The organism is Stenotrophomonas sp. 22DLJC03 (assembly GCF_056861405.1).
The window spans coordinates 667,177-691,216 of sequence record NZ_JBSPUG010000003.1; the positions used below are offsets into that span (position 1 = coordinate 667,177).

Consider the following 24,040-nt stretch of genomic DNA (forward strand, 5'->3'; position numbering starts at 1 on the left):
GCAGCGCAGCCCCGGCCGCCCGTACCGCGTCCGTCGCCATTCCGGTAGAGGCCAACCTCGGTCGGCATGCGCCGGAGGCGCAGGATCGGCCCCCCCGCCATTACCCCGCAGCGCGCAACGCCTGCGGGGCCGGACGGAGGTACCATTGGGGTTTGTTCCCCGTAACGGTCCCGATTCATGCGTAATCCGCTGATGCTCCTTCCGCTGGCCGTGGCCCTGGCCGCCGGCTGCTCCCAGGAGGCGGCCGCGCCCGCCGCCGCCCCGACTGCCGAAAAGGCCCCCGCTGCTCCAGTGAACGCCGAAAACCGCAGCCACGACGAAAGCTCGTATGCCGAGCCGGACAAGGTCGTCATCAAGGACATCGCGCTGGACCTGAAGCTGGACTTCGACCAGAAGCAGATCGGCGGTACCGCCACCTACACGCTGGAGTGGAAGCAGAAGGACGCCAAGCAGCTGGTGCTCGACACCCGCGAGCTGAGCGTGTCCAAGGTCGAGGCGATCGCCGCCGATGGCGCGCGCAGCCCGCTGCAGTTCGTGCTGGCCCCGGTCGACAAGGTGTTCGGCAGCAAGCTGACCATCGAGACTCCGGCGCAGCCGGCGAAGGTGGAAGTGACCTACCACACCGCACCGACCGCATCGGGCCTGCAGTGGCTGGCGCCGTCGATGACCGAAGGCAAGAAGCTGCCCTTCATGTTCAGCCAGTCGCAGGCCATCCATGCCCGTTCCTGGGTGCCGCTGCAGGACACCCCGAGCGTGCGCTTCACCTACAGCGCGCACGTGGTCTCGCGCCCGGACGTGATGGTGCTGATGAGCGCCGACAACGACCCCAAGGCCGCGCGTGACGGTGATTACACCTTCAAGATGCCGCAGCCGATTCCGTCCTACCTGCTGGCCATCGCCGCCGGCGACCTGGTGTTCGAGCCGATCTCCGGCCGCTCCGGCGTATGGGCCGAGCCGACCATGGTCAACAAGGCCGCCAAGGAATTCGAAGACACCGAGAAGATGATCGGTGCCGCCGAGAAGCTGTACGGCGAATACCGCTGGGGCCGCTACGACATGCTGGTGCTGCCGCCGTCGTTCCCGTTCGGTGGCATGGAAAACCCGCGCCTGACCTTCGCCACCCCGACCGTGATCGTCGGCGACAAGTCGCTGGTCTCGCTGGTTGCACACGAACTGGCGCACAGCTGGTCGGGCAACCTGGTGACCAACGCCAGCTGGAAGGACATCTGGCTCAACGAAGGCTTTACCACCTACGTCCAGGGCCGCATCACCGAAGCCCTGTACGGCAAGGAGATGGCCGAGATGGAGAAGCAGATCGACCAGACCGATCTGCTGGCCGAAGTGAAGGACATGAGCCCGGCCGACCAGGCCCTGGCGCTGCCGCCGCTGAACGAGCGTGACCCCGACGAAGCCCTCAGCCAGGTCGCCTACGTCAAGGGTTCGTGGTTCCTGGAATTCCTGGAACAGCGCTTCGGCCGCGAGACCTTCGATCCGTTCCTGCGCGGCTGGTTCGATGACCACGCCTTCCAGAGCGCCAACACCGACCAGTTCGTCGAGTACCTGAAGAAGAACCTGCTGCCGAAGAACCCGTCGGCGGTGACCGAGGCCGAACTGAAGGCATGGCTGGACGAGCCGGGCATCCCGGCATTCGCGGCCAAGGCGCAGTCGCGCAACTTCAGCAGCGTCGATACCGCACGCATCGCCTTTGCCAGCGCCGGCACCGTGCCGAGCAGCCAGGTCATTGCTGACTGGAGCACGCAGGAATGGGTGCGCTTCATCGACGGCCTGGGTGCCACCCAGCCGCTGGACAAGTTGGCCACGCTGGACAAGGCGTTCCACTTCACCGGTACCCCGAATGGCGAGATCGCCATGCGCTGGTATCCGTTGGCGATCCGCAGCGGTTACGAGCAGGCCAATGAAGGTGCCGCCGCGTTCATCGAGCGCGTCGGTCGTCGCAAGCTGATCCTGCCGATCTACGCCGAACTGGTGAAGACCCCGAAGGGTCTGGAGCTGGCCAAGCAGGCCTTCGAGAAGGCCAAGCCGGGCTACCACCCGATCACCACGGGCTCGGTGCAGGACATGCTGTCCAAGGCTGAAGCGAAGTAAACGGTAGTGCCGGCCGCTGGCCGGCAACCTGATACTGCTTCACCAGCAACGGCGGGGAAACCCGCCGTTGCTGTATCCGCTTTTCGCTGCCGATAGAATCGGGATGCACCCGTAAAGGACCTCCGCCATGAAACGACTGATCCTGCTCACCGCCTGCACCCTGGCCCTGGTTGCCTGCAGCAACCCCGAGGAAGAGCGCAAGGCGCAGGAAGCTGCCGCTGCCGCCGTGCAGGCACAAAAGGAAGCCAAAGCCGAGGACGTGGCCAAGCAGTACGATATGGCCGTAGCCGCGCAGGACTGGGAGCGCGCGCGCCTGCACGGTGCCTCGCTGCTGGACCAGTACAAGGACACCGCCGCCGCCGAACGCATCGCTGCCGGCTTTGACGAGGTCAAGGCCAAGGGCGATGCCGCACGCGATCTGCGCCGCATGCAGGGGCTGTGGCAGTACAACCAGATTCCGGTCGGCAGCAAGGGCAACCAGGTCTCGGCGCAGATCTACAGCAAGGAACGGGTGGACGTGGATGGCAGCGGTGCGAAGCCGGTGCAGCTGGTGTTCCGCGATCACCCGGAATGGAAGCGGCATGCCTACCTGGTGCTGCAGGCCGGCGATTTCCGCTGCCCGCAGTGCACGGTGAAGGTGACCGTGGACGACGGAAAGCCGATTTCCATGGCCGCCTGGCGGCCGAAGACCGATGAAGCCATCGCCATGTTCATCACCGACCAGAAAGCGCTGTGGAAGCTGGCAGCCAAGGGCAAGTCGATCAGCATCGAGTTCCCGGTCAAGGCCGGTGGCACCCGTACCGCGGTGTTCGAGACCGGTGGCGTCGATGCCAGCCGCATGCCAGCGTGGTGGCGGTGACCTTGGCGGTACCCGTGGTGGCACCCGTGGCAGTAGCGGCGTTGTCGACAATCCGCCACTGGGTGTTCGACATGGATGGCACGCTGACCGTGGCGATGCATGATTTCGCGCGGATCAAGCGCGAACTGGCGATTCCGGCGCAGGACGACATCCTCACCCACCTGGCCGCTCTGCCCGCTGCAGAGGCCAGCGCCAAGCATGCTTGGCTGCTGGCCCACGAGCGTGAACTGGCCGCGGCCTCCGTGCCGGCGATGGGCGCGGTGGCGCTGGTGCGTGCGCTGCAGGGCGCCGGTTGCCGGCTGGGCATCCTCACCCGCAACGTGCGCAGCCTGGCCCAGGTCACGCTGCAGGCGATCGGGCTGGGCGATGTGTTTGCCGAAGAGGACATCATCGGCCGCGACGAAGCCGAGCCCAAGCCCTCGCCGGACGGCCTGCAGTACTTCCTGCGGCGCTGGCAGGTGGATCCAGCACAGGTGGTGATGGTGGGCGATTACCGCTTCGACCTGGAATGCGGCCGCGCCGCGGGCACGCGCACCCTGCTGGTCAATGCTCCGGACAACCCGTGGCCGGACATGGCCTGCTGGCACCTGGCCGATTGTGCGGCGGTGCTGGAGCATTGGCAGCGCTAGCGGGGCACCCTCTGCGCCCCATGGCGGGCAGGAGGAGAGGGTTCAGATGTCGAAAGCCGTCGAAGTAGACGGCCATCACAGTGTATTGTTCGCGATCACCGCGCTGGACCCTTGTCTGGCGGGAAGCCCGGCCGGAGCTGAGGCCGGGGGCGGTTGGGGAACCGCTGCCGACGACTGTCGCGGCCTGGTCGGGCGCTGGCGACGGTGTCAGGTAACACGTTGGTCGATGTGGCCCGCTGCCAGGGAGGTGGCAAGGGTCTCTGTTGTTCCATTCCTGGATTCCTTTCATGCCTCGAACTGTGTTGCTGTCGCTGTACCGGCGTCTGTGTCCGATCGCCGCCTTCTTCCTGTTTGGCCTGGTGGCCCTGTCGCTGTCGCGGCTGGGGCTGGCGCTGTGGCATGCCGCGCGGGTCAGTGCCGCCGACGGTTGGTCCACGATCTTCCTGCAGGGACTGCGTGTGGACGTGTCCACGCTGTGCCTGCTCTTTGGCATCCCTGCGGTGCTGGCGCTGCTGTTGCCGGTCGAAGGACGGTTGGGCCGCGCCTGGCGGCATGTCCTGCGCGGGTGGCTGATCGTGGCCAGCGTGCTGCTGGTGTTCATGGAGCTGGCTACGCCAAGCTTCATGGCCGAGTACGGCCTGCGGCCCAATCGTTTGTTCCTTGAATATCTGATCTACCCCGAAGAAGTTGGAATGACGCTGCTGCGGGGGCATCTGCTGGCGGTGGTGATCGAAGTGGTCGCCGTGATCGTGCTGTGCTGGGCGCTGCTGCGCGGCTCGCGTCGCTGGGTGGAAATCCGCCCGGCGACGGTGGTCGAAGCCGGGTGGCTGTGGCGATTGCCGCTGGCGGTGCTGGTGCTCCTGCTGGCGGCGATGGGTGTGCGTTCGAGCCTCGGCCATCGGCCGTTGAATCCGGCGCTGGTGGCGTTCTCCACCGACCCCACCATCAACGTGCTGCCACTCAACTCGCTGTACACCGTCGGCTATGCGGCGCGCCAGCTGGCTGCCCGCAGCGAGACCTCGCGCATCTATGGCGAGCTGCCGTTGGGGCAGGTGGTCGACGAGCTTCACGCGACCAGTGGCCTGCCTGCCACGGCGTACGTGTCCGAGGCGCTGCCGAGCCTGGCACTGCGTCCGCCGCTGCACCAGGGCAAGCCGCGCAACCTGGTGATCGTGCTGGAAGAAAGCCTCGGTGCACAGTTCATCGGCAGCCTCGGCGGGCGGCCGCTGTCGCCCAACTTCGACCGCCTGAGCAAGCAGGGCTGGGCGTTCGAGCGCCTGTATGCCACCGGTACGCGTTCGGTGCGCGGGATCGAGGCGGTACTGACAGGGTTCCCACCGACCCCGGCCGAAGCGGTGGTCAAGCTGCCCGCCAGCCGCCAACGCTTCTTCACCCTGGCCGATGTATTGGGCCGGCATGGCTACGACACCGGCTTCTACTACGGCGGTGAAAGCCATTTCGACAACATGCGCGAGTTCTTCCTCGCCAATGGCTTCACCCGCATCGTGGATCGCAAGGACTACCGCACGCCGACGTTCGTCGGATCATGGGGGGCATCGGACGAGGATCTGTTCAACCGCGCCGATGAGCAGTTCCAGCAGTTGAATGCGCAGGGCAAGCCGTTCTTCGGCCTGGTGTTCACCTCCAGCAACCATGATCCGTTCGAGTTCCCGGACGGCCGCATCGAGCTGTACGAGCAGCCCAAGCAGACCCGCGACAATGCCGCCAAGTATGCCGATCACGCGCTGGGAGAATTCTTCCGCAAGGCGATGGCCTCACCGTACTGGGAAAACACCGTGTTCCTGGTGGTGGCCGACCATGACTCGCGCGTGTTCGGCAAGGACATGGTGCCCATCGCCAACTTCCATATCCCGGGCTTGATCCTTGGCGGCGGCATCGAGCCGCGGCGGGATACCCGCATCGTCAGCCAGATCGATCTGGCGCCGACGCTGCTGTCGCTGCTGGGCATCGCCGACCCCACGCCGCTGGTAGGCCAGGACCTGACCGACATGCGGCGGCTGCAACCGGGTCGCGCGCTGATGCAGTACGACCGCAACCTGGCATGGATGGAGGGCAACGACGTCGCCATCCTGCAGCCGGACAAGCCAGCGCAGGGATTCCGCTACGACCCGGCGACCGATCAGCTGCAGCCACATCCACTGCGGCCGGAGCTGGCACGGCGCGCACATGCCTATGCCATGTGGGGCACGCTGGCTTACGAGAAAGAGCTGTACCGGTTGCCGGAGAAACCCAAGCCCTGAGCCGGAAGGGCAGGGCGGCGTTGCGGTCCTGAGCCGGCCGCTGGCCGGCAGTGTCGACCAAGGTCGACACCTACCAGACGCATTCCCGATAGCGCGTCGGGTGGAAAGCCCCCTTGTTGTTCAAGGGGGCGCGCCAACGGCGCGGGGATAAGGCGGAATGCGCGGGCAATTCGCTTACGCGTTCAACGCGTAACCGAACTGCTGCTTGAACTGCTCGTTGAACTCTTCGAAGGTGAAGCGCTGGTTCTGGGTGCCCGGGTGCTCCACCTTCAGCGCGCCCATCAGGTTGCCCATGCGGCCGATGGTCAGCCAGTCGTAGCCCTTCTGGATGCCGTAGATCAGGCCGGCGCGGAACGCGTCGCCACAGCCGGTCGGGTCGACCACGCGGCGTTCGTGCGCCGGCGGGATGTCGTAGCTCTTTTCCGGGGTGTGGATGACCGCGCCCTTCGGGCCACGGGTGGTGATGTAGGCCTTGACCCGGCTGACGATCTCCTTTTCGTCCCAACCGGTGCGTTCCTGCAGCAGGTTCGACTCGTAGTCGTTGACCACCACGTAGTCGGCCTGGTCGATGAAGGCGCGCAGCTCCGGTCCGTTGAACAGCGGCATGGCCTGGCCCGGGTCGAAGATGAACGGGATGCCGTCTTCGTGGAATTCCTGCGCGTTCTGGATCATGCCTTCGCGACCGTCCGGGCCGACCAGGCCGAGGGTCACGCCGGGCACGCCACGCACGTGGTTCTCGTAGGAACGCATCATCGCGCCTGGATGGAAGGCGGTGATCTGGTTGTTGTCGTGGTCGGTGGTGATGAACGCCTGCGGGGTGAACAGCTCATCGATCACGCGCACGCGGGTCAGGTCGATGCCCAGGCCTTCGAAATACTCGCGGTACGGGCCGAAGTCCGAACCGACGGTGCCCATCGGGATCGGCTGGCCGCCCAGCAGGTGCAGGTTGTAGGCGATGTTGCCGGCGCAGCCACCGAACTCGCGGCGCATGCGCGGCACCAGGAAGGACACGTTCAGGATGTGCACCTTGTCCGGCAGGATGTGATTCTTGAACTGGTCCGGGAACACCATGATGGTGTCGAAGGCAAGAGAACCACAGATCAGAGCGGACATCGATGTAAGCCTATGCGGTGAATTTTGGGGTGGGCCGGCCCGGTTCAGCAGGCAAGCAAACGGCGCCCTTGGGCGCCCGACGGCGCAAAGGTTACCCGCTGGTGCCGCTCAGGGCCAGAACCGGGTGATGCCCGATCGGGCCGAAAGCCTGTCAAGGCGCGGGTTCAGCTAGTTTTTTCCTTGCTCGGCGGCAGGCGGGTTGCTAGGCTTGTCGGCCTCGATTTCTGCCCATTTTTTCGCCATCCCGCGGCGGGCACGACACCCCTCAGGACTCCTTCCTCAGATGTTCAAGAAACTCCGTGGCATGTTCTCCAACGACCTGTCCATCGACCTGGGCACGGCCAACACCCTCATCTACGTGCGCGGGCAGGGGATCGTGCTGAACGAGCCGTCGGTGGTCGCAGTGCGTCAGGATCGCGCCATCGGTGGTACCCGCTCGGTGGCAGCCGTCGGCGCCGAGGCCAAGCAGATGCTGGGCCGTACCCCGGGCCACATCACCACCATCCGCCCGATGAAGGACGGCGTTATCGCCGATTTCACCTACACCGAGGCGATGCTCAAGCACTTCATCAAGAAGGTGCACAAGTCGCGCGTGCTGCGCCCGAGCCCGCGCGTGCTGGTCTGCGTGCCGGCCGGCTCGACCCAGGTCGAGCGCCGTGCGATCAAGGAATCGGCCGAGGAAGCCGGCGCCCGTGACGTGTTCCTGATCGAAGAGCCGATGGCCGCCGCGATCGGCGCCGGCATGCCGGTCACCGAGGCCCGTGGCTCGATGGTCATCGACATCGGCGGCGGTACCACCGAAGTGGCGGTGATCTCGCTCAACGGCATCGTCTACTCGGCCTCGGTCCGTATCGGCGGCGACCGCTTCGACGAGTCGATCACCAACTACGTGCGCCGCAACCACGGCATGCTGATTGGTGAAGCCACCGCCGAACGCATCAAGGTCGAACTGGGCTGCGCCTATCCGCAGGCGGAAGTGATCGAGATGGAGATCTCCGGCCGCAACCTCGCCGAGGGCGTGCCGAAGATGATCAAGATCAGCTCCAATGAAGTGCTCGAGGCCCTGCACGAGCCCCTGTCGGGCATCGTCAGCGCGGTCAAGCTGGCGCTGGAGCAGACCCCGCCGGAACTGTGCGCCGACGTCGCCGAGCGCGGCATCGTGCTGACCGGTGGTGGTGCCCTGCTGCGTGACCTGGACCGCCTGATCTCCGAGGAAACCGGCCTGCACGTGCAGGTGGCCGATGACCCGCTGACCTGCGTGGCCCGCGGTGGTGGCCGTGCACTGGAGCTGGTCGACATGCACGGCAACGAGTTCTTTGCGCCGGAGTAAGCCGACCCGGCTGCCTGCGCCCGCAGCGCCCCTCCGGGGTGCGGCCCGCCATGATGGCGGGTCGGCACCGGCGGGGCGTCCGCGTGTTTCCCCTCCGCCTTCTGCCAGTTGAATCGTTGCCGTGCCGCCCTACGCCGGACCTCCCGTCGCTTCCCGATCCGGTGATGCCGCCAGCCCGCTGCGGCTGCTGGCTTACCTCGCACTGGCCATCACCCTGATCGTGCTTGACGACCAGGCCGGCTGGCTGGCGCGCCTGCGCGGGCAGGCCAACAGCCTGGTGCAGCCGGTGTGGGCACTGGCCGGCCTGCCAGGCAAGCTCGGCAACCAAGTCAAGGATTCTGCGGCCAGCCACAGCCAGCTGGTGACCGAGAACCGCGAACTGCGCAACCAGCTGCTGCTGGCCAACGCTCGCCTGACCCGGCTGCAGACCGCCGCGCTGGACAACGCACAGCTGCGCGAGCTGCTGAACGTGGCCGAGCGCAGTGGCCTGGACGTGCAGCTGGCGCCGATCCTGGACATCGACCTGGACCCGGTGAAACAGCGCCTGGTGCTGGATGCCGGCAGCCGCGAGGGCGTGCACGTCGGCCAGGCAGTGATCGATGTCGGCGGTCTGATGGGCCAGGTGATCAGCGTCACCGGGAGCACCTCCACGGTGCTGCTGCTGACCGACCCTGACCACGCGGTGCCGGTCACCGTGGCCCGCAACGGCGTGCGCCTGATCGTCTATGGCCGCGGTGACAAACTGGAACTGCGCGACATCCCGCTCAGCGCCGGCGTGGAAGTGGGCGACGAGATCGTCACCTCCGGCCTCGGCGGTCGATTCCCGGCGGGCTTCCCGGTCGGCACCATCACCGGCCTGCGCCCGGACGACACCCATGCCTTCCTGGTCGGCGAACTGAAGCCGGCGGCCCAGCTCGACCGTGGCCGCGACGTGCTGCTGCTGCGCCCGGGTGCGGCGATCCGCATCCCGCCGGAACTGCGCCTGCAGCTGGAAGAGACCGCCCCGGGTGGCCCGGCCGCGGGCGGAACTGTGCCGGCGGCAACCGCACCGGCCACAGCCACGCCGACACCCGCACCTGCAACGCCCGCACCGGCTGTGGGCCGGTCGCCGGCTCCGTCTGCGACGCCGACGGTGGCCCCGGCATCGTCGCTTGATCCTGCTGCTCCGGTAGTGCCGGCCGCTGGCCGGCAACCGCAACCCACCCAGCCGCAGCCGGAGGCCCAGCGATGAGCCGCCTGCGCGACAACCCCTGGGTGCTTCCGGCCAGCCTGGTAGTGGCCCTGCTGCTCGGCCTGTTGCCGTTGCCGACACTGCTGCAGCCGCTGCGCCCTTACTGGCTGGCGCTGGTGCTGGCCTACTGGGTGATCGAAGCGCCCGAGCGTGTCGGCCTGGGCATTGCCTTCGCCAGTGGCGTCATCGCCGATCTGCTGTACGGCGGCGTGCTGGGAGAACAGGCGCTGCGGCTGGTGATGCTGGCCTTCATCCTGCAGCGCTTCCGTGCCCGCATCCGCTTCTTCCCGATGTCGCAGCAGATGCTGGCCATCGGCGGCCTGCTGTTCAACGACCGCATCGTCAGTGCGCTGGTCCACATCCTGGTGGGTGAGCCGACCCTGCCGTGGTCGTACTGGTGGGCGCCGTTGCTGGGCATGGGCCTGTGGCCGCTGGTGTTCGTGCTGCTGGACGCGGTGCGCTTCGGCAAGCGCGGGCGCTGAGCCATGATCCCGCGCCGCCAGGTCAAGAATCCGCACGCCGAAGCCGAGCAGTTCCGCCGTCGCGCGGCGCTGGGTTTCCTCGGCGTGCTGGTCTGCCTGCTGGGCCTGGGCGGCTGGTATTTCAAGCTGCAGGTGCTGGACCACGACGTCTACGCCACCCGCTCGGAAGCCAACCGCATCAAGCCGCGGCCGGTGGTGCCCGGGCGCGGGATGATCTACGACCGCAACGGCCGCCTGCTGGCGGAGAACGTGCCAGCCTTCCGCCTGGACGTGACCCCGGACAAGGTCAAGGACATGGATGCCACCCTGGAAGGGCTGGCGAAGATCATCAGCATCAGCCCAGAAGAGCTGGAAGCGTTCGACAAGTCGCGCAAGGCGCGCCGCAAGTTCCTGCCGGTCACGCTGAAGCTGCGCATGAGCGACGAGGAGATGGCGCGCTTCGCGGTCGATCGCTGGCGTTTCCCCGGCGTCGAGCTGGAACCCTATCTGACCCGGCGCTACCCGTACGGTGACCTGTTCGCGCACATCATCGGCTACGTCGGCCGCGTCGATGAAAAGGATCTGGAGATCCTCGGCGAGGGCAATGCAGCCCTGACCCACATCGGCAAGTCCGGGCTGGAGCGCTATTACGAGCAGCAGTTGCGCGGCAAGGTCGGCTACGAACAGGTCGAGACCAACGTACAGGGCCGTGCGATCCGTACGATCGGCCGCGTCGCCGCGCAGTCCGGCGCCGACCTGCGGTTGTCGATCGATGCCGACCTGCAGCGCGCAATGGTGGCCGCCTTCGGCGAACAGGAAGGCTCGGCCGTGGCGATGGACCCGCGCACCGGAGAGGTGCTGGCAATGGTCAGCCTGCCGTCCTACGACCCCAACCTGTTCGTCAACGGTATTTCCCATGCCGACTTCAAGGCGCTGAACGACAACCCGTCGCGGCCGCAGTTCAACCGCCTGGTGCTCGGTGGCGTCGCGCCCGGTTCCACGCTGAAGCCGCTGATCGGGCTGGCCGGCCTCGATTCGGGCGTGCGCCGGCCGGAAGACAAAGTGCTTTCCACCGGCATGTTCTACCTGCCCGGCACCTCGCGTGGCTGGGGTGACTCGCATCGCGGCGGCCATGGCTGGACCGACCTGCGCAAATCCATCGCGCAGTCGGTCAACACCTACTACTACAAGCTCGCGCTGGACCTGGGCATCGAGCGCTTCGACCATTACATGGAGTACTACGGCTTCGGCCAGCCGACCGGCATCGACCTGACCGGCGAGATCGGCGGCATCCTGCCGTCGCCGGCCTACAAGCGGAAGAGCCGCAAGGAAGCCTGGTACCCCGGCGACACGGTCAACATCAGCATCGGCCAGGGCGACTGGAAGGTCACTCCGCTGCAGCTGGCGCGGGGTGTCAGTGGGCTGGCCAACGGGCAGCTGCGCACGCCGCACCTGGTGATCCAGCAACGTGCAGGTTTCGACCATGACTGGATGGCCACCGACCCGGGCGAGAGCAAGCCGGTCAGCCCGAACCCGAACAACCTGCAGGCGGTGCGCGAAGGCATGATGGCCACCATGCTGCCAGGCGGCAGCGCTGCGCGGATGGCAGCCGGCGCACCCTATACGATGGCAGGCAAGACCGGTACCGCGCAGGTCGTCAGCCGCAAGGGCACCGCCGCAGTGAACCCGAAGAGTCTGCCGATGCACCTGCGCCACCGCGCGCTGTTCGTCGGTTTCGCGCCGGTCGATCAGCCGGTGATCGCGCTGGCGATCGCGGTGGAAGGTGGGGGTTACGGCGGTGCGGCCGCCGCACCGATTGCACGCAAGGTGTTTGATGCCTACCTGCTGGGCAAGATGCCTGAAGGCATGCAGCCGCTGGACAGCGAGCGCGGTACCACCGCCATCGGCGCCACCGCGTTCGACAACGAAGACGTGGGGGCGCGTCAGGCGGGCGACCTCGCCGCCGGACAGATGGGTGAGCACCCGGTGCTGGTCGGCGTGCCTGCGCCGGAACCGGTACCTGCACCACAGCCGGGTACGCCGGCTGCCGCCGCACTGCCGGTCACACCACGCCCGACCGCCGCGGAGCCCGCGCGATGAAAGTATTCCTGCGCTGGGCCGGCGACATGCTGCGCCGCTTCTTCAGCACGCTGGACTGGGTGTTGTGCCTGGCGCTGGGCGCGTTGATGGTGATCGGTCTGGCGACACTCAAGAGCGCAGGCGGCGACAGCCTGGTGATGGCCCAGGGCGCGCGTTTCGCGGTGGGCATGGCCGCGCTGTGGGGCATCTCGCGGGTGCCGATCCTGCGCATCCGCTCGGCCACGCCGATGATCTATGCGATCTCGATGATTCCGCTGCTGGCAGTGTTCGTGCTTGGCACCGGCAAGTACGGTCGGCAGTGGCTGGACCTGAAATTCTTCTACCTGCAGCCGGCCGAACTGCTGAAGGTCAGCCTGCCGATGATGGTGGCCTGGTACCTGCACAAGATGCCGCTGCCGCCGCGCTTCAACACGGTGCTGGTTGCCCTGGTCATCATTGGTGTGCCGACCGGCCTGGTGATGCTGCAGCCCGACTTCGGCACCGGCGTGCTGATCGCTGCCAGTGGCGTGTTCGTGCTGCTGCTGGCCGGCTTGCCGTGGTGGTGGGTTGGCCTGGGCGTGGGTGGCGTGGCAGCGGTCGCACCGGTGGCCTGGTTCTGGCTGCTGCGGCCCTACCAGAAGGACCGCATCATGATGTTCCTGGATCCGGAGATGGATGCACTGGGCGCAGGCTGGAACATCATCCAGTCGAAGATCGCGATCGGCTCCGGCGGCTTCGATGGCAAGGGCTGGGGCGAAGGCTCGCAGTCGCACCTCAACTTCATTCCCGAGCAGACCACCGACTTCGCGTTCTCGGTACTGAGCGAGGAATTCGGCTGGATCGGCGTGGCCACCGTGCTGGCGCTGTACCTGGTGGTGATCGGTCGCTGCCTGTGGATTGCCAGCCAGTCACGCGACTCCTATTCGCGCCTGCTGGCCGGTGCCACCGGGCTGGCGTTCTTCGTCTACGTGCTGGTCAACGGCGGGATGATTTCCGGCCTGCTGCCGGTGGTGGGCGTGCCAATGCCGCTGATCAGCTACGGCGGCACCTCGGCGGTTTCGCTGCTGGCCGGCTTCGGGCTGGTGATGGCCGTGCGCAGTCACAACCCGGTGCACGGCGGCTACGGTTGAGTCCGGCTGTGGGGTCAGATCCCTTTTTCCACAGGAAAAAGGGATCTGACCCCACAGCTCGGAAGCAGTCGAGCATGGCTCGACGCTACAAACGCAGAAGCACCATGACAGCTTCACGCAAGCGCCCGTTGCTACCGTGGCCGCGTGGAATGGAAACGTATGCTTGGCGGCTGCCGTGAGGCGGTGCGCACGATCGATCTGCCGTTGCTGGTCGCGCTGTTAATCCTGATGGCCGCCGGCCTGGCGGTGCTTCACAGCGTGTCCGGACCAGTGGCCGGGCAGGCGGCGCGCTTTGCCGGTGGTCTGTTGGCAATGTGGCTGCTGTCGCGTGTCTCGCTGCTGCGTCTGCGCGCATGGACGCCTGCGTTGTATGCACTGTCGATGCTGCCGCTGATGGCGGTGTATGTGATCGGCACCGGCAAGTACGGGCAGCGCTGGCTCAACCTGGGCGTGTTCTACCTGCAGCCGTCCGAACTGCTCAAGCTCAGCCTGCCGTTGATGATGGCCTGGTACCTGCATCGGCAGCCGTTGCCGCCGTCGCCACGCTCGGTACTCACCGCAGTGGTGCTGATTGGCGTGCCAGCGGTTCTGATCTTGATGCAGCCCAACCTCGGCACCGCCACGCTGGTGACCGCCAGCGGCGTGTTTGCGTTGTTGCTGGCCGGCCTGCACTGGGGCTGGGTGGCGACGGGTGCGGCGGGGCTGGCGGTGGCCGCGCCACTGGCGTGGTTCGGACTGCTGCGGCAGTACCAGAAGGATCGCGTGCTGACCTTCCTTGACCCAGCGGCGGACCCGCTCGGCACCGGCTGGAACATCCTGCAGTCTCGCATCGCCATCGGCTCCGGAGGCTGGCAGGGCCGTGGCTGGGGGCAGGGTACGCAGGCGACACTGGATTTCCTGCCCGAGTACACGACCGACTTCGCATTTTCAGTGCTCGCCGAGGAGTTCGGTTGGATCGGCGTGGCGACAGTGTTCGCACTCTATCTATTTGTGGTTGGGCGCTGCCTGTGGATCGCGGTGCAGGCGCGCGACACCCATGCACGGTTGCTGGCCGGCAGCCTGGGGCTGGCGTTCTTCGTCTACGTACTGGTGAACGGTGGAATGATTTCCGGCCTGCTGCCGGTGGTGGGCATTCCGATGCCGTTGATCAGCTACGGCGGGACATCGGCGGTCTCGCTGCTGGCCGGTATCGGATTGGTGATGGCGGTACGTGGGCACCGGCCGGTGCACGGGGGATAGGGTTTCCAGCCAACGGCGCAGCCCCTCGTGGGTGGTCGCGCAAAGCAGTTCATCGGTGGGGCCGGGTAGATGGGCTGCGCAGGGGGCGCTGCAAGTACGTCCATGTAAGCTCGGTCGCCGCATCCATGCGGCTCACGCCCCTGCGCAGCCCATCTACCCGGCCACGGACAGGTTCCGTGCGCGTCCACCCACGGAGAAGAAAGAGAAGATCAAAAGCAAAAACGGCCTGGCGGGTCGCTTCCTTGCCTTGTGTAGAGCCGAAGGCAGCGGCAGGAGCCGCTGCCAACGTCGCCCACGGCGACGGCCCGAAGGGTGCCGGTCAGGACGACCGGCATAGCCATGCTCGGCTCACGAGCAAGCGCAGCGCGCGACCCGCTTTTGATCTTCTCTTTCTTCTCCGTGGGTGGCAGACCTCCGAAATCTGTCAGAGGGCGGTCGGGTTGGGTACGCGGGGGTGTCAGCCGCATGGATGCGGCTGCCAAGCCTCCAGGGACGGATTCACGGCGTCCCCCGCGCACCCAGCCCGACCGGCCCACCCACGGCTTCTGCTTTCCACGACCAACCAGACACCACCCACGAGGGGCTGCGCCGTTGGATGGAAACTTCCTGACTCTGCGCAACGCCCGTTGTGGAAGCGTTCTCACGACGATGCACGGCAGCACGCCCGCCGACCAAAGTCCGTAAAAAACGTTATCTGGTTCACACTTTTACAGCGCGTTGATCCTGATCAATGGACTTGTCGTAATCGGCCTGCACAATGGCGGCCCGTTCGGCACGGCGCGCCGTCAATCGTTGCAGCGCGAGGGGGCGTCGGGCGGGAAGCAGTACTGGTCCAACGGGTACAGGGAGCGCGGGGTACTGCCACTGGGGAGCGGCAGCCGCGCAGGTACCGACCGGATCCGGTCGCCGGTTGCGTCTGCGGGGATGGGGACGCAACCGGCAACCTCTATCTGAATGGGGAAACGGGATCACGAGGTCTTCACATTTCCCGCTGCTCGCAGGCAAATCGTTGTGATTCATGGTGTTAGGGGTTTTAATTCATCCATGACCTGCTAACCTGCGACGATGATTCGACGCACTCTGGCCTGCATGCTCACCCTCGGCCTGGTCGCCTGCGCGACCCAGCCGAAGTCCCCACCGTCTTCGCCCCAGGCCAGCAGTACGCCGCGCCAACCTGCCGCCAAGGCCCATGGCCCGGCCGAGGCCGCGCCTGAAGCCACCGCTGCCACCGCGCCGCCGGTCGACCTCACCCCGGTCCCGTTCGAGACTGCGCGGGCACGGTTCATTGCCGATACCGCCAAGCGCTACGGCCTGAAGCCGGAGCAGATCAGCAGCGTGCTCGACCAGGCGCAGGTGCGCCAGCCGATCATCGCCGCCATGTCGCGCCCGGCCGAACGGGTCAAGCCGTGGAACGAATACCGGCCGATGTTCATCAGCAAGGCACGCATCGATGGCGGCCGCGCGTTCCTGGCCCAGCACCGTGCCGAACTGGATCGCGTGCAGCAGCGCACCGGGGTGCCGGCTGAAGTGATCGTGGCGATCATCGGCGTGGAAACCAGTTACGGCAAGAACGCCGGCAGCCATCGCGTGCTCGATGCGCTGTACACGCTGGCGTTCTATTACCCGCGCAGTGGCGACCCGGCCAAGCTGGAGCGCGAAGTGCGCCGCGAACTGTTCTTCCGCGATGAGCTGGCCAAGCTGTTCGAGCTGGGCCGCGAAGAAAACCTGGACATCACTACGCTCAAGGGCAGCTATGCCGGTGCGATGGGCATGGGCCAGTTCATGCCGTCCAGCTATCTGGATTACGCCGTTGACGGCAACGGCGATGGTCGCCGCGACCTGTTCACCAGCTATGACGACGTGTTCTCGTCCATCGCCAATTACTTCGTGAAGAAGGGCGGCTGGGTACGTGGTGGCCAGGTCGCCGTGCCAGCAACGCTGGCTGCTGGCCGCGAGGAATTCAACCCGACCGAGTGGATGCCCACCTGGTCGCTGGCCGATCTGGCGCAGCGCGGCTACCAGCCGAACGCAGCGGTACAGCCGGGCGCCACCGCTACCCCGATCACCCTTGAAGGCAGCGCCGGCAAGCAGTACTGGCTGGGCTTCCAGAACTACTACGCGATCACCCGCTACAACCTCTCGAAGATGTACGCGATGGCCGTGTTCCAGTTGTCCCAGGCCATCGCCGGACAGGAGCTGCCCCCGGCATGAACATCAGATGGCTGGTCCCAGGCTTGATCGTCCTCGCGCTGGCTGCCTGCAGCAGCGCGCCGAAGAAGCCGGCCACGGCCGGCCATGGCGGCAAGTCCGGCGGTACGCTGGTGCAGGGCCGTGGCTCACGCCCGGCGCATTGCCCGGAGGGCTCGCCGTATGCGGCCGCCAAGGAAGACCTCAATACCCGCGGCAACTACACTGCCGGTGGCCTGTACAAGCCGGGCGTGCGTGACAGCACGCCAGACTACATTCCCAACGTGGCCTGCATCCCCGAGCCGGAAGTAACCGCGGAAGAACGCTCGGCGATCGGCAACAAGACCCCGTACGTGGTGCTGGGCAAGTCCTACAAGGTGCTCGACGACACCCGCAACTATGTCGAGCGCGGTACCGCGTCGTACTACGGTGCCAAGTTCCATGGCCGCCTGACCTCCAACCGCGAGGTCTACGACATGTACCAGTTCACCGCCGCGCACAAGACGCTGCCGCTGCCCAGCTTCGCCCGCGTGACAAACCTGGACAACGGCGAATCGGTGATCGTGCGCGTCAATGACCGTGGCCCGTTCCACGACGGCCGCGTGGTCGATCTCAGCTATGCGGCCGCCGTGCGCCTGGGCATTACCCAGCGCGGCACCGGCAACGTCGAAGTGCGCGCGCTGCAGCCGGGCGAAAGCAACCTGATGGCGCAGAAGCCGTCTCGTCGCGAACGCCGGGCTGCGGAAGCCGCCGCTGCGGCAACTGCGGTGGCCAGTGCGCGGCCGGTACCGGGCGCACGTGCCGCCGCCGACAGTGACATCGATCGCCTGGTCAAGGGCCTTCCTGCCGAGGGCATGCCGGCGCGCGGCCAGCCGGCCACCACCCAGGGCGTGGCCAGCACCGTGCCGGACGTGGCGGTCAGCAGCCTGCCGCCGAGTGCGCCGCCGGTACGCGGCACCGCGCCGGCACAGGCGGTCGTTGCCAGCACCACGCCGCGTGCTGTTGCGCCGGCGCCGGTCCGCACCACGCCAGCGGCACCCAGCCTGTCGCAGCAGGTAGTGGGCGCGGTGATGGTGCAGGTCGCCAGTTTCTCAAGCCGCGACAACGCCAACCGCGCGATGGGCCAGCTCAACGCCGCCGGTATCGTCGGCGCGACCATCAGCGACATCGCTGCCGGTGGCCGCACCCTGTTCCGCCTGCGCGTTCCCGCCAGCGACCATGCCAGTGCCGCGGAACTTGCCGGCCGCATCGCCGGTCTGGGCCTGGGTTCGCCGCAGATCGTCAAGGATTGATCCGCCCGGGCCGGTGCTGCCGGCCCATGCTCCCCCGGCCTTACAATGGCCGTTACGTTCCACCCTCCATTCCCGGCCGTCCCCTGGAGCCTGCTGTCCAATGAATTTCCGTTCCGCCGCCACCGCCCTGGCCGCCACCCTGGTGGTGGGCCTGGCCTCCGCCCAGACGCCGCTGCCGACCCCGGCCACGCCGGCGCCTGCCGCCGCTGCCCCGGCCACCGTCGCCACCCCGCCGGCACCCGCGCCCAGCGTGTCCAAAGCCTGGGTGCTGATGGATTACGCAACCGGCCAGGTGCTGGCTGGTGAAAACATCAACGAACAGCTGGCCCCGGCCAGCATTACCAAGGTGATGACGTCCTACGTGATCGCCGCCGAGGTCAAGAACGGCAAGGTCCGTCCGGACGACCAGGTGATGATGAGCGAGCGCGCCTGGCGCGAAGGTGGCGCGGGTACCGATGGCAGCTACAGCGGCTTCCCGGTCAACCAGACTGCACGCCTGGAAGACATGGAAAAGGGCATGGCGATCCAGTCCGGCAATGACGCCGCGATCGCCCTGGCCGAGCACGTGGCCGGCAGCGAAGAAGCCTTCGCTTCGCTGATGAACAGCTACGCTGCCAAGATCGGCATGAAGAACTCGCACTTCGTGAACGCCCACGGCCTGACCGCCCCGGGCCATCACAGCAGCGCCTACGACCTGGCCCTGCTGGGCCGCGCGATGGTGCGCGACTACCCGGAAACCTACGCGTACAACAAGATCAAGGAATTCCAGGTCGGCAACATCAAGCAGCCGAACCGCAACCTGCTGCTGTGGCGCGATGGCAGCGTGGACGGCATCAAGACCGGCCACACCTCGGAAGCCGGTTACTGCCTGATGAGCTCTGCCCAGCGCGGCGACCAGCGCCTGGTGGCCGTGGTGCTGGGTGGCGCTTCGGAAAAGCAGCGTGCCGACGACAGCCTGGCGCTGCTGAACTGGGGCTTCCGCTTCTTCGAGACCCACCGCCTGTATGAGCCGGGCAAGGCCGTGGCCGAGCACAAGGTCTGGAAGGGCACCACCGACAAGGTGCAGCTGGGCGTGGCCCAGCCGATGCTGGTGAGCGTGCCGCGCGGTCGCTACAACGACCTGAAGCCGAGCATCGACGTACCCAAGACCCTGGAAGCACCGTTCACCGCCGGCCAGCAGATCGGCACCGTGAAGGTGATGCTGGATGGCAAGCTGGTGGCCGAAGCGCCGCTGGTGGCGGTCGCTGCCGTTGAGCAGGCCGGCTTCTTCAAGCGCCTGTGGGACAGCTTCTGGATGTGGTGGGAATCGGAATGATCCACGCCTTGGCGTGGTGAACGAAAAAGGCCGGCGAATGCCGGCCTTTTTCGTTGGAATCGGTGTGCCGACCAACGGTCGGCAACTACCTTACAGCGACCGGCTGATGGTGAAGCTGCCGAACACGGGCGACTGGCGCTGGCCATCGAATTCGCGGGTGCTGTGGTAGCGCGCCACCGCGAACTTCCAACGGCCGCGCATCACTGCAATGCCATAACCGCCCTGTGCGACCACGTGGCGCTTGTCCACACTGTGGCTGCTGCGGAACGTGTTGCCGTCCAGCGTAATGTCGCGGATCACCCACGCCGCGTCGGTGGTCAAGAACATGTGCCACGACCAGCCGCTGGCACGTCCACCACGTGTCGGCGCGGTGTTTTCGCCGGCCGGGCGCAACGGCGTGCTGCCGAAGTCGTCGGGCAGCTTCCAGCCGAAGCGCACTTCGCCACCGGCGTTGGCCTTGGTTTCCAGGTTGCCGATCGCGCCGCCGTAGTGGCTGATCGCATCCCAGCCCCAGCCGCCGGCATTGACGCTGGCATCGGCCGGCCAGCGCCGCATGCGCTCGTGGGTCAGCATGAACACCGGCTCGTTGTGCAGCTGGTTGTCCCAGCCTTCGAACTTCTTGTCGTTGAGGATGTTGTGCACCGCATCCTGCACCTGCTTGCCCTGCGCCCACGGGCCGACCACGCCCAGCGCCAGCTGGGTGGTCTGCAGGCGGTCGCCGCTGCGCGCGTTGAAGCCGAAACTGGCCAGCAGCACACCGGCATACGGGCGGTCATCCTCGATCAGGTCGCGGCGCGTCGGGTCGGTCGGGGTGAAGATGCCCTGGCCGATGCTGAAGATCATGTTCTGTTGTTCGAACTTTCCCGGGTGCAGGCCTTCCAGGTACTGGTTCACCCAACGCGCCATACGCGGCAGGCACGGGTCATCGGTGTAGTCGACCAGATTCGGCGAGACCAGGGTCAGCTGCGCGCCGTTGGTATAGCCCTGGTCCTGGTGGCGGCCGCCAAACAGGTCGTTGTCGACGCGGAAGTTGATCTGCGGCGGATGGTCGCGCATCGCGTCCGGACCACATTGTTCAGCTGCCTGGGCAGCAAGGGGGAGGGCGGTGGCCAGCAGGCCAGACAGCCCGAAGGCTGCGAAACAGCGTTTGGAAGGGGGGCTCATGGGGGGCGGATTCTATTTGTCGTTTTCAGCCGCGACACGGTACCCCCAGGCGGTCCGTGAAACGACCACACGGCGCTCACTTGTCTGTTCCGAAAACAACATTGTCCATCCGACACGATGTGATACGGAATGTGGGGGACTGCGGGCAGGGACGGGTGCCGGTGGCCCCGTGCTCGGGACCGGTCGCGCGCCCCGGCGGGGGCCAAACCGCACGTCCAGTCAGCTGCGGTTGTGGTTGGGGGCACCTTGCCCTATTCTCTGCGCCGACGCCTGGGGGGCGTCGCAAAGGATTCAGGTCCCAGACCCTTTCTCAACCCATGGATTGTGCTTCGCCGTCGGCGAGGTGCTGGATGACTCAAATGAACAAATCGAATTCGCTCGCCCATGCGCTGGCCTGCGCGCTGCTGGGTGTCGGTCTGGTGGCCATCAGTGCCCCGGCTTCGGCTGGCCTGCGTGACAGTTTTGCCAACAGCCGTACCTCTGCCCAGGAGCAGAGCAAGAAGGGCCAGGCCGAGATTCCGGTGTGCACCAAGCCGCTGGGCTCCATCTCGGTGATCGAGCCGGAAGACGTTGTGAACTGGTGGACCGGCCAGCAGCTGCCGGCGCCTTCGAAGCTGATCAAGGTGTTCGTCAACAAGTCCAAGTGCTTCACGCTGGTGGACCGTGGGGTCGGCATGGCGGCGGCCCAGGCTGAGCGCGCGCTGGCCAGCGAAGGCCAGTTGCGCGGCCGCTCCAACATCGGCAAGGGCCAGATCCGTGCCGCCGACTACGTGCTGGTGCCCGACCTGATCTCGCAGAACAGCAACTCCGGCGGCAACGCCATCGGTGGCCTGCTGGGTGGCCTGATCGGCGGCAAGGCCGGTGCCGTGGTCGGCGGGCTGAACTTCCGCAGCAAGACCGCCGACGTGACCCTGACCCTGACCGACGTGCGCTCCTCCGAGCAGGTGGCCATTGTCGAGGGCAACTCCAAGAAGACCGACCTGGGCTGGGGCGCTGGTGGCGGCCTGTTCGGCGGCGGCGGCATCGGGGCCATGGGCGTGGGCGGCTATGCCAATACCGAAATCGGCCAGGTGATCACCCTGGCCTACCTGCAGGCCTACACCAACATGGTGGCCGAGCTGGGTGGCCTTCCGGCCAATGCGTCGGCCGCCAACGCCGGCCAGGCCGTGACCATGCTCAAGGCCGGTCGCCTGCTGGCCAATGCCAAGGGCACCGGCGCGCCGGTACGCTCGCTGGAGCCGGGCATGCTGCTGTACCCCACCGGTGTCAAGGAAGGCACGATGTGGGAAGTGGAAGACGAAATGGGCAACAAGGGCTGGGTCAACTCCACCCTGATGGAAACGGCCAAGTAAGCGGCCTGCATACCGGCCGCGTGCGGTATGTGTCCTGCCAGGGGCCGGCCTTCACGGGCCGGCCTTTTCCATGTGTAGGCCCCCTTGCAACGCAGCGGCCCGCAGATGCCGCGTTTGACGTTGATGAATACTCTTGGGTTTGTTGCCCTGCGGCCCGATAATGGGGGCATGGAAATCAAGTCCGACAACCCCGACCACGGCTTCCAGTTCCCCGGCCAGTTCGAGCTCAGCGCGATGGGCCCGGCCAACCGCGGCCTGGAACATGAGCTTCCCCGCCTGCTGCTGGCTGCCGGTATCGATGTGGTCAATGAACGCATCAGCTGGAAGCACTCGACCAACGGCAAGTACGTGTCTGTGCGCATGGTGTTCAAGGCCGAGAGCCGCGAACAGTACGATCTGGCGCACCAGGCACTGCGTGACCATCCGGAAGTGAAGTGGACGCTGTAGCCGACAGCTGCCCGGCCGAAGCCGCCCCTGAGCACCGCGCGCCGCGTCCGGCGCTGGTCCGTGATCTCGGTCGCCAGGCCTATGAGCCGGTGTGGCGTGCCATGCAGCGCTTCACCGACCAGCGTGGCGACGCCGATGCCGACGAGCTGTGGGTGGTCGAGCACGATCCGGTGTTCACTCTCGGCCAGGCTGGCAAGGATGAGCACGTGCTGGCGCCGGGTGAGATCCCGGTGCTGCACGTGGATCGTGGTGGCCAGGTGACCTACCACGGCCCCGGCCAGATCGTGGTCTATCCGCTGCTGCGCCTGCCGCGGCTGGGTATCGGCGTGCGCGACTACGTGTGCCGCATCGAACAGGCGATCATCGACACGCTCGCCGAATGGAACATCGGCGCTAAGCGCCGCGAGGGCGCCCCCGGCGTCTATGTCGGTAACGCCAAGATCGCCGCGCTCGGCATCCGCGTGCGCCGTGGCTGCACCTTCCACGGCCTGGCCTTCAACGTGGCCATGGACCTGGAACCCTTCCACCGTATCAACCCCTGTGGCTATCAGGGGTTGCAGGTGACCTCGGTGGTAGACTTGGGTGGCCCCTCCGGGATGGATGCCGTCAAGCCGGTGCTGCTGGACCACCTGGCCCGCCAGTTCGGCCTGCTGCTGCAGCACACGCCCGAACTGCCTGATTTTTCTGCGGCCGCCTGACCGCCACCCGGAACTGCCATGACTGAATCCACCGCCCGTTCCATTCCCCTGCAGATCGTGCAGGGCGATTCTCCGTCCGCCGCGCCGTTGCAGGCCGGGGTCAAGCAGCTGGGCGGTGACAAGATCAACCGCTCGCCGGTGCAGTTCGCCGACGCGCCGGTGCTGCGCAAGCCGTCCTGGATCCGCGTGCGCATTCCCTCGGGCAATGCGGTGCAGAACCTGAAGGCCAAGCTGCGCGAGAACCGCCTGGTGACGGTGTGCGAGGAAGCCAGCTGCCCGAACATCCACGAGTGCTTCGGCCACGGCACGGCAACGTTCATGATCCTCGGCGAAGTCTGCACCCGCCGCTGCTCGTTCTGCGACGTCGCCCATGGCCGCCCGAAGCCGCCGGATGCCAACGAGCCGGCCAGCCTCGGCCAGACCGTGGCCGACATGGGCTTGAAGTACGTGGTGGTGACCAGCGTCGACCGCGATGACCTGCGCGACGGCGGTGCCCAGCACTTCGTCGACTGCATCACCGCCATCCGCGAGAAGTCGCCGGGCACCCGCATCGAAGTGCTGACCCCGGACTTCCGTGGCAAGGGCCGCATGGAGCGCGCGCTGGAGATCCTGGCGCAGAACCCGCCCGATGTGTTCAACCACAACATCGAAACCGTGCCGGACCTGTACCGCAACGTGCGTCCGGGTGCGGACTACCAGTGGTCGCTGAACCTGCTGAAGAACTTCAAGGCGCAGCATCCGGAGGTGCCGACCAAGAGCGGCATCATGCTGGGCCTGGGCGAAGAGTTCGAACAGATCAAGGCCACCATGCGCGACCTGCGCGCGCATGACGTGGACATGATCACCATTGGCCAGTACCTGCAGCCGACCGCGCACCACCATCCGGTGCTGAAGTACTGGACGCCGGAAGACTACAAGGCGCTGGAAGACTACGGCTACGAGCTGGGCTTCAGCCACGTGGCCTCCGGCCCGATGGTGCGCTCGTCGTACCACGCCGACGTCCAGGCCAAGGGCGCAGGGGTCTCCTGAGGCCCCAGGCGGGCGCGGCCCGCCACCTTCGGTGGGTGCGAACCGTCCCGGTGGGTGCGAACCTTGGTTCGCACGCCTTTGCCTGCTATAGAGCCGAGCCCATGCTCGGCTGCTTGCT

The 24,040-nt window shown here is 66.6% G+C and carries 19 protein-coding genes; 17 read left to right on the plus strand and 2 right to left on the minus strand.

The window, feature by feature from the left end:
- Positions 1–177 precede the first annotated feature (177 nt).
- The 4 genes from AC13GA_RS13790 to AC13GA_RS13805 all read left to right on the plus strand — a co-directional run bounded on the left by AC13GA_RS13790 (position 178) and on the right by AC13GA_RS13805 (position 5,855).
- Positions 178–2,106, plus strand: a complete 1,929-nt coding sequence (locus AC13GA_RS13790) for a M1 family metallopeptidase (RefSeq protein ID WP_428709872.1) — start codon at positions 178–180, stop codon at positions 2,104–2,106.
- A 127-nt stretch (positions 2,107–2,233) separates the two neighbouring features.
- Positions 2,234–2,965 carry a hypothetical protein gene (locus AC13GA_RS13795; RefSeq protein ID WP_428709871.1) on the plus strand — a complete coding sequence of 244 codons (732 nt, stop codon included), beginning with the start codon at positions 2,234–2,236 and terminating at the stop codon, positions 2,963–2,965.
- A complete protein-coding gene (locus AC13GA_RS13800) occupies positions 2,962–3,594 on the plus strand; it encodes an HAD family hydrolase (RefSeq protein WP_295382064.1) in 633 nt (210 codons plus the stop codon). Before AC13GA_RS13795 ends, AC13GA_RS13800 begins: the two co-directional genes overlap by 4 nt.
- Before the next feature lie 287 nt (positions 3,595–3,881).
- Positions 3,882–5,855 (plus strand): LTA synthase family protein, encoded by a 1,974-nt coding sequence (locus tag AC13GA_RS13805; protein WP_482998364.1) that lies wholly within the window; start codon positions 3,882–3,884, stop codon positions 5,853–5,855.
- A 174-nt stretch (positions 5,856–6,029) separates the two neighbouring features.
- On the opposite strand, the gene AC13GA_RS13810 is transcribed toward AC13GA_RS13805, so the two are convergent.
- Positions 6,030–6,968, minus strand: coding sequence for a carbohydrate kinase family protein (locus AC13GA_RS13810; RefSeq protein WP_006392776.1), 939 nt, complete (start codon positions 6,966–6,968; stop codon positions 6,030–6,032).
- 283 nt (positions 6,969–7,251) lie between these two features.
- Between AC13GA_RS13810 and AC13GA_RS13815 the strand changes: the two genes are divergently transcribed.
- The 9 genes from AC13GA_RS13815 (at position 7,252) to AC13GA_RS13855 (ending at position 19,232) form a co-directional block, all read left to right on the plus strand.
- On the plus strand, positions 7,252–8,298 hold the full coding sequence (locus AC13GA_RS13815; protein ID WP_005419402.1) for a rod shape-determining protein: 1,047 nt from the start codon (positions 7,252–7,254) through the stop codon (positions 8,296–8,298).
- A 121-nt stretch (positions 8,299–8,419) separates the two neighbouring features.
- Positions 8,420–9,529 (plus strand): rod shape-determining protein MreC, encoded by a 1,110-nt coding sequence (mreC, locus tag AC13GA_RS13820; RefSeq protein ID WP_136639026.1) that lies wholly within the window; start codon positions 8,420–8,422, stop codon positions 9,527–9,529.
- The gene (gene mreD / locus AC13GA_RS13825) at positions 9,526–10,011 is read left to right on the plus strand and encodes a rod shape-determining protein MreD (protein ID WP_046985023.1); all 486 of its coding nucleotides are present in this window, start codon (positions 9,526–9,528) and stop codon (positions 10,009–10,011) included. Before mreC ends, mreD begins: the two co-directional genes overlap by 4 nt.
- Before the next feature lie 3 nt (positions 10,012–10,014).
- The gene (gene mrdA, locus AC13GA_RS13830) at positions 10,015–12,090 is read left to right on the plus strand and encodes a penicillin-binding protein 2 (RefSeq protein ID WP_136639025.1); all 2,076 of its coding nucleotides are present in this window, start codon (positions 10,015–10,017) and stop codon (positions 12,088–12,090) included.
- On the plus strand, positions 12,087–13,199 hold the full coding sequence (gene rodA, locus AC13GA_RS13835; RefSeq protein ID WP_046985025.1) for a rod shape-determining protein RodA: 1,113 nt from the start codon (positions 12,087–12,089) through the stop codon (positions 13,197–13,199). Before mrdA ends, rodA (AC13GA_RS13835) begins: the two co-directional genes overlap by 4 nt.
- Positions 13,200–13,358: 159 nt before the next feature.
- Positions 13,359–14,438 (plus strand): rod shape-determining protein RodA, encoded by a 1,080-nt coding sequence (rodA, locus tag AC13GA_RS13840; protein WP_482998456.1) that lies wholly within the window; start codon positions 13,359–13,361, stop codon positions 14,436–14,438.
- Positions 14,439–15,503: 1,065 nt separating this feature from the next.
- Positions 15,504–16,649: a lytic murein transglycosylase B gene (gene mltB / locus AC13GA_RS13845; RefSeq protein WP_046985795.1), complete on the plus strand. Its 1,146-nt coding sequence runs from the start codon at positions 15,504–15,506 to the stop codon at positions 16,647–16,649.
- Entirely contained in the window at positions 16,646–17,917 is a 1,272-nt protein-coding gene (locus tag AC13GA_RS13850) for a septal ring lytic transglycosylase RlpA family protein (RefSeq protein WP_136638948.1), read from the plus strand. The genes mltB and AC13GA_RS13850 overlap by 4 nt, the downstream gene beginning before the upstream one ends.
- Before the next feature lie 100 nt (positions 17,918–18,017).
- On the plus strand, positions 18,018–19,232 hold the full coding sequence (locus tag AC13GA_RS13855) for a D-alanyl-D-alanine carboxypeptidase family protein (RefSeq protein ID WP_136638949.1): 1,215 nt from the start codon (positions 18,018–18,020) through the stop codon (positions 19,230–19,232).
- A 90-nt stretch (positions 19,233–19,322) separates the two neighbouring features.
- Here AC13GA_RS13855 and AC13GA_RS13860 read toward each other — a convergent pair whose 3' ends face one another.
- Positions 19,323–20,396, minus strand: a complete 1,074-nt coding sequence (locus tag AC13GA_RS13860) for a lipid A deacylase LpxR family protein (protein ID WP_136638950.1) — start codon at positions 20,394–20,396, stop codon at positions 19,323–19,325.
- A gap of 359 nt (positions 20,397–20,755) precedes the next feature.
- Here AC13GA_RS13860 and AC13GA_RS13865 point away from each other — a divergent pair, with 359 nt between their 5' ends.
- The 4 genes from AC13GA_RS13865 to lipA all read left to right on the plus strand — a co-directional run bounded on the left by AC13GA_RS13865 (position 20,756) and on the right by lipA (position 23,922).
- A complete protein-coding gene (locus AC13GA_RS13865; RefSeq protein WP_136638951.1) occupies positions 20,756–21,748 on the plus strand; it encodes a CsgG/HfaB family protein in 993 nt (330 codons plus the stop codon).
- Between the two features lie 168 nt (positions 21,749–21,916).
- Entirely contained in the window at positions 21,917–22,195 is a 279-nt protein-coding gene (locus AC13GA_RS13870; RefSeq protein ID WP_012512125.1) for a YbeD family protein, read from the plus strand.
- Complete coding sequence (lipB, locus tag AC13GA_RS13875) at positions 22,183–22,893, plus strand: lipoyl(octanoyl) transferase LipB (protein WP_482998365.1); 711 nt, start codon at positions 22,183–22,185, stop codon at positions 22,891–22,893. Before AC13GA_RS13870 ends, lipB begins: the two co-directional genes overlap by 13 nt.
- Positions 22,894–22,911: 18 nt before the next feature.
- A complete protein-coding gene (gene lipA / locus AC13GA_RS13880; protein ID WP_136638952.1) occupies positions 22,912–23,922 on the plus strand; it encodes a lipoyl synthase in 1,011 nt (336 codons plus the stop codon).
- Positions 23,923–24,040: the final 118 nt, after the last annotated feature.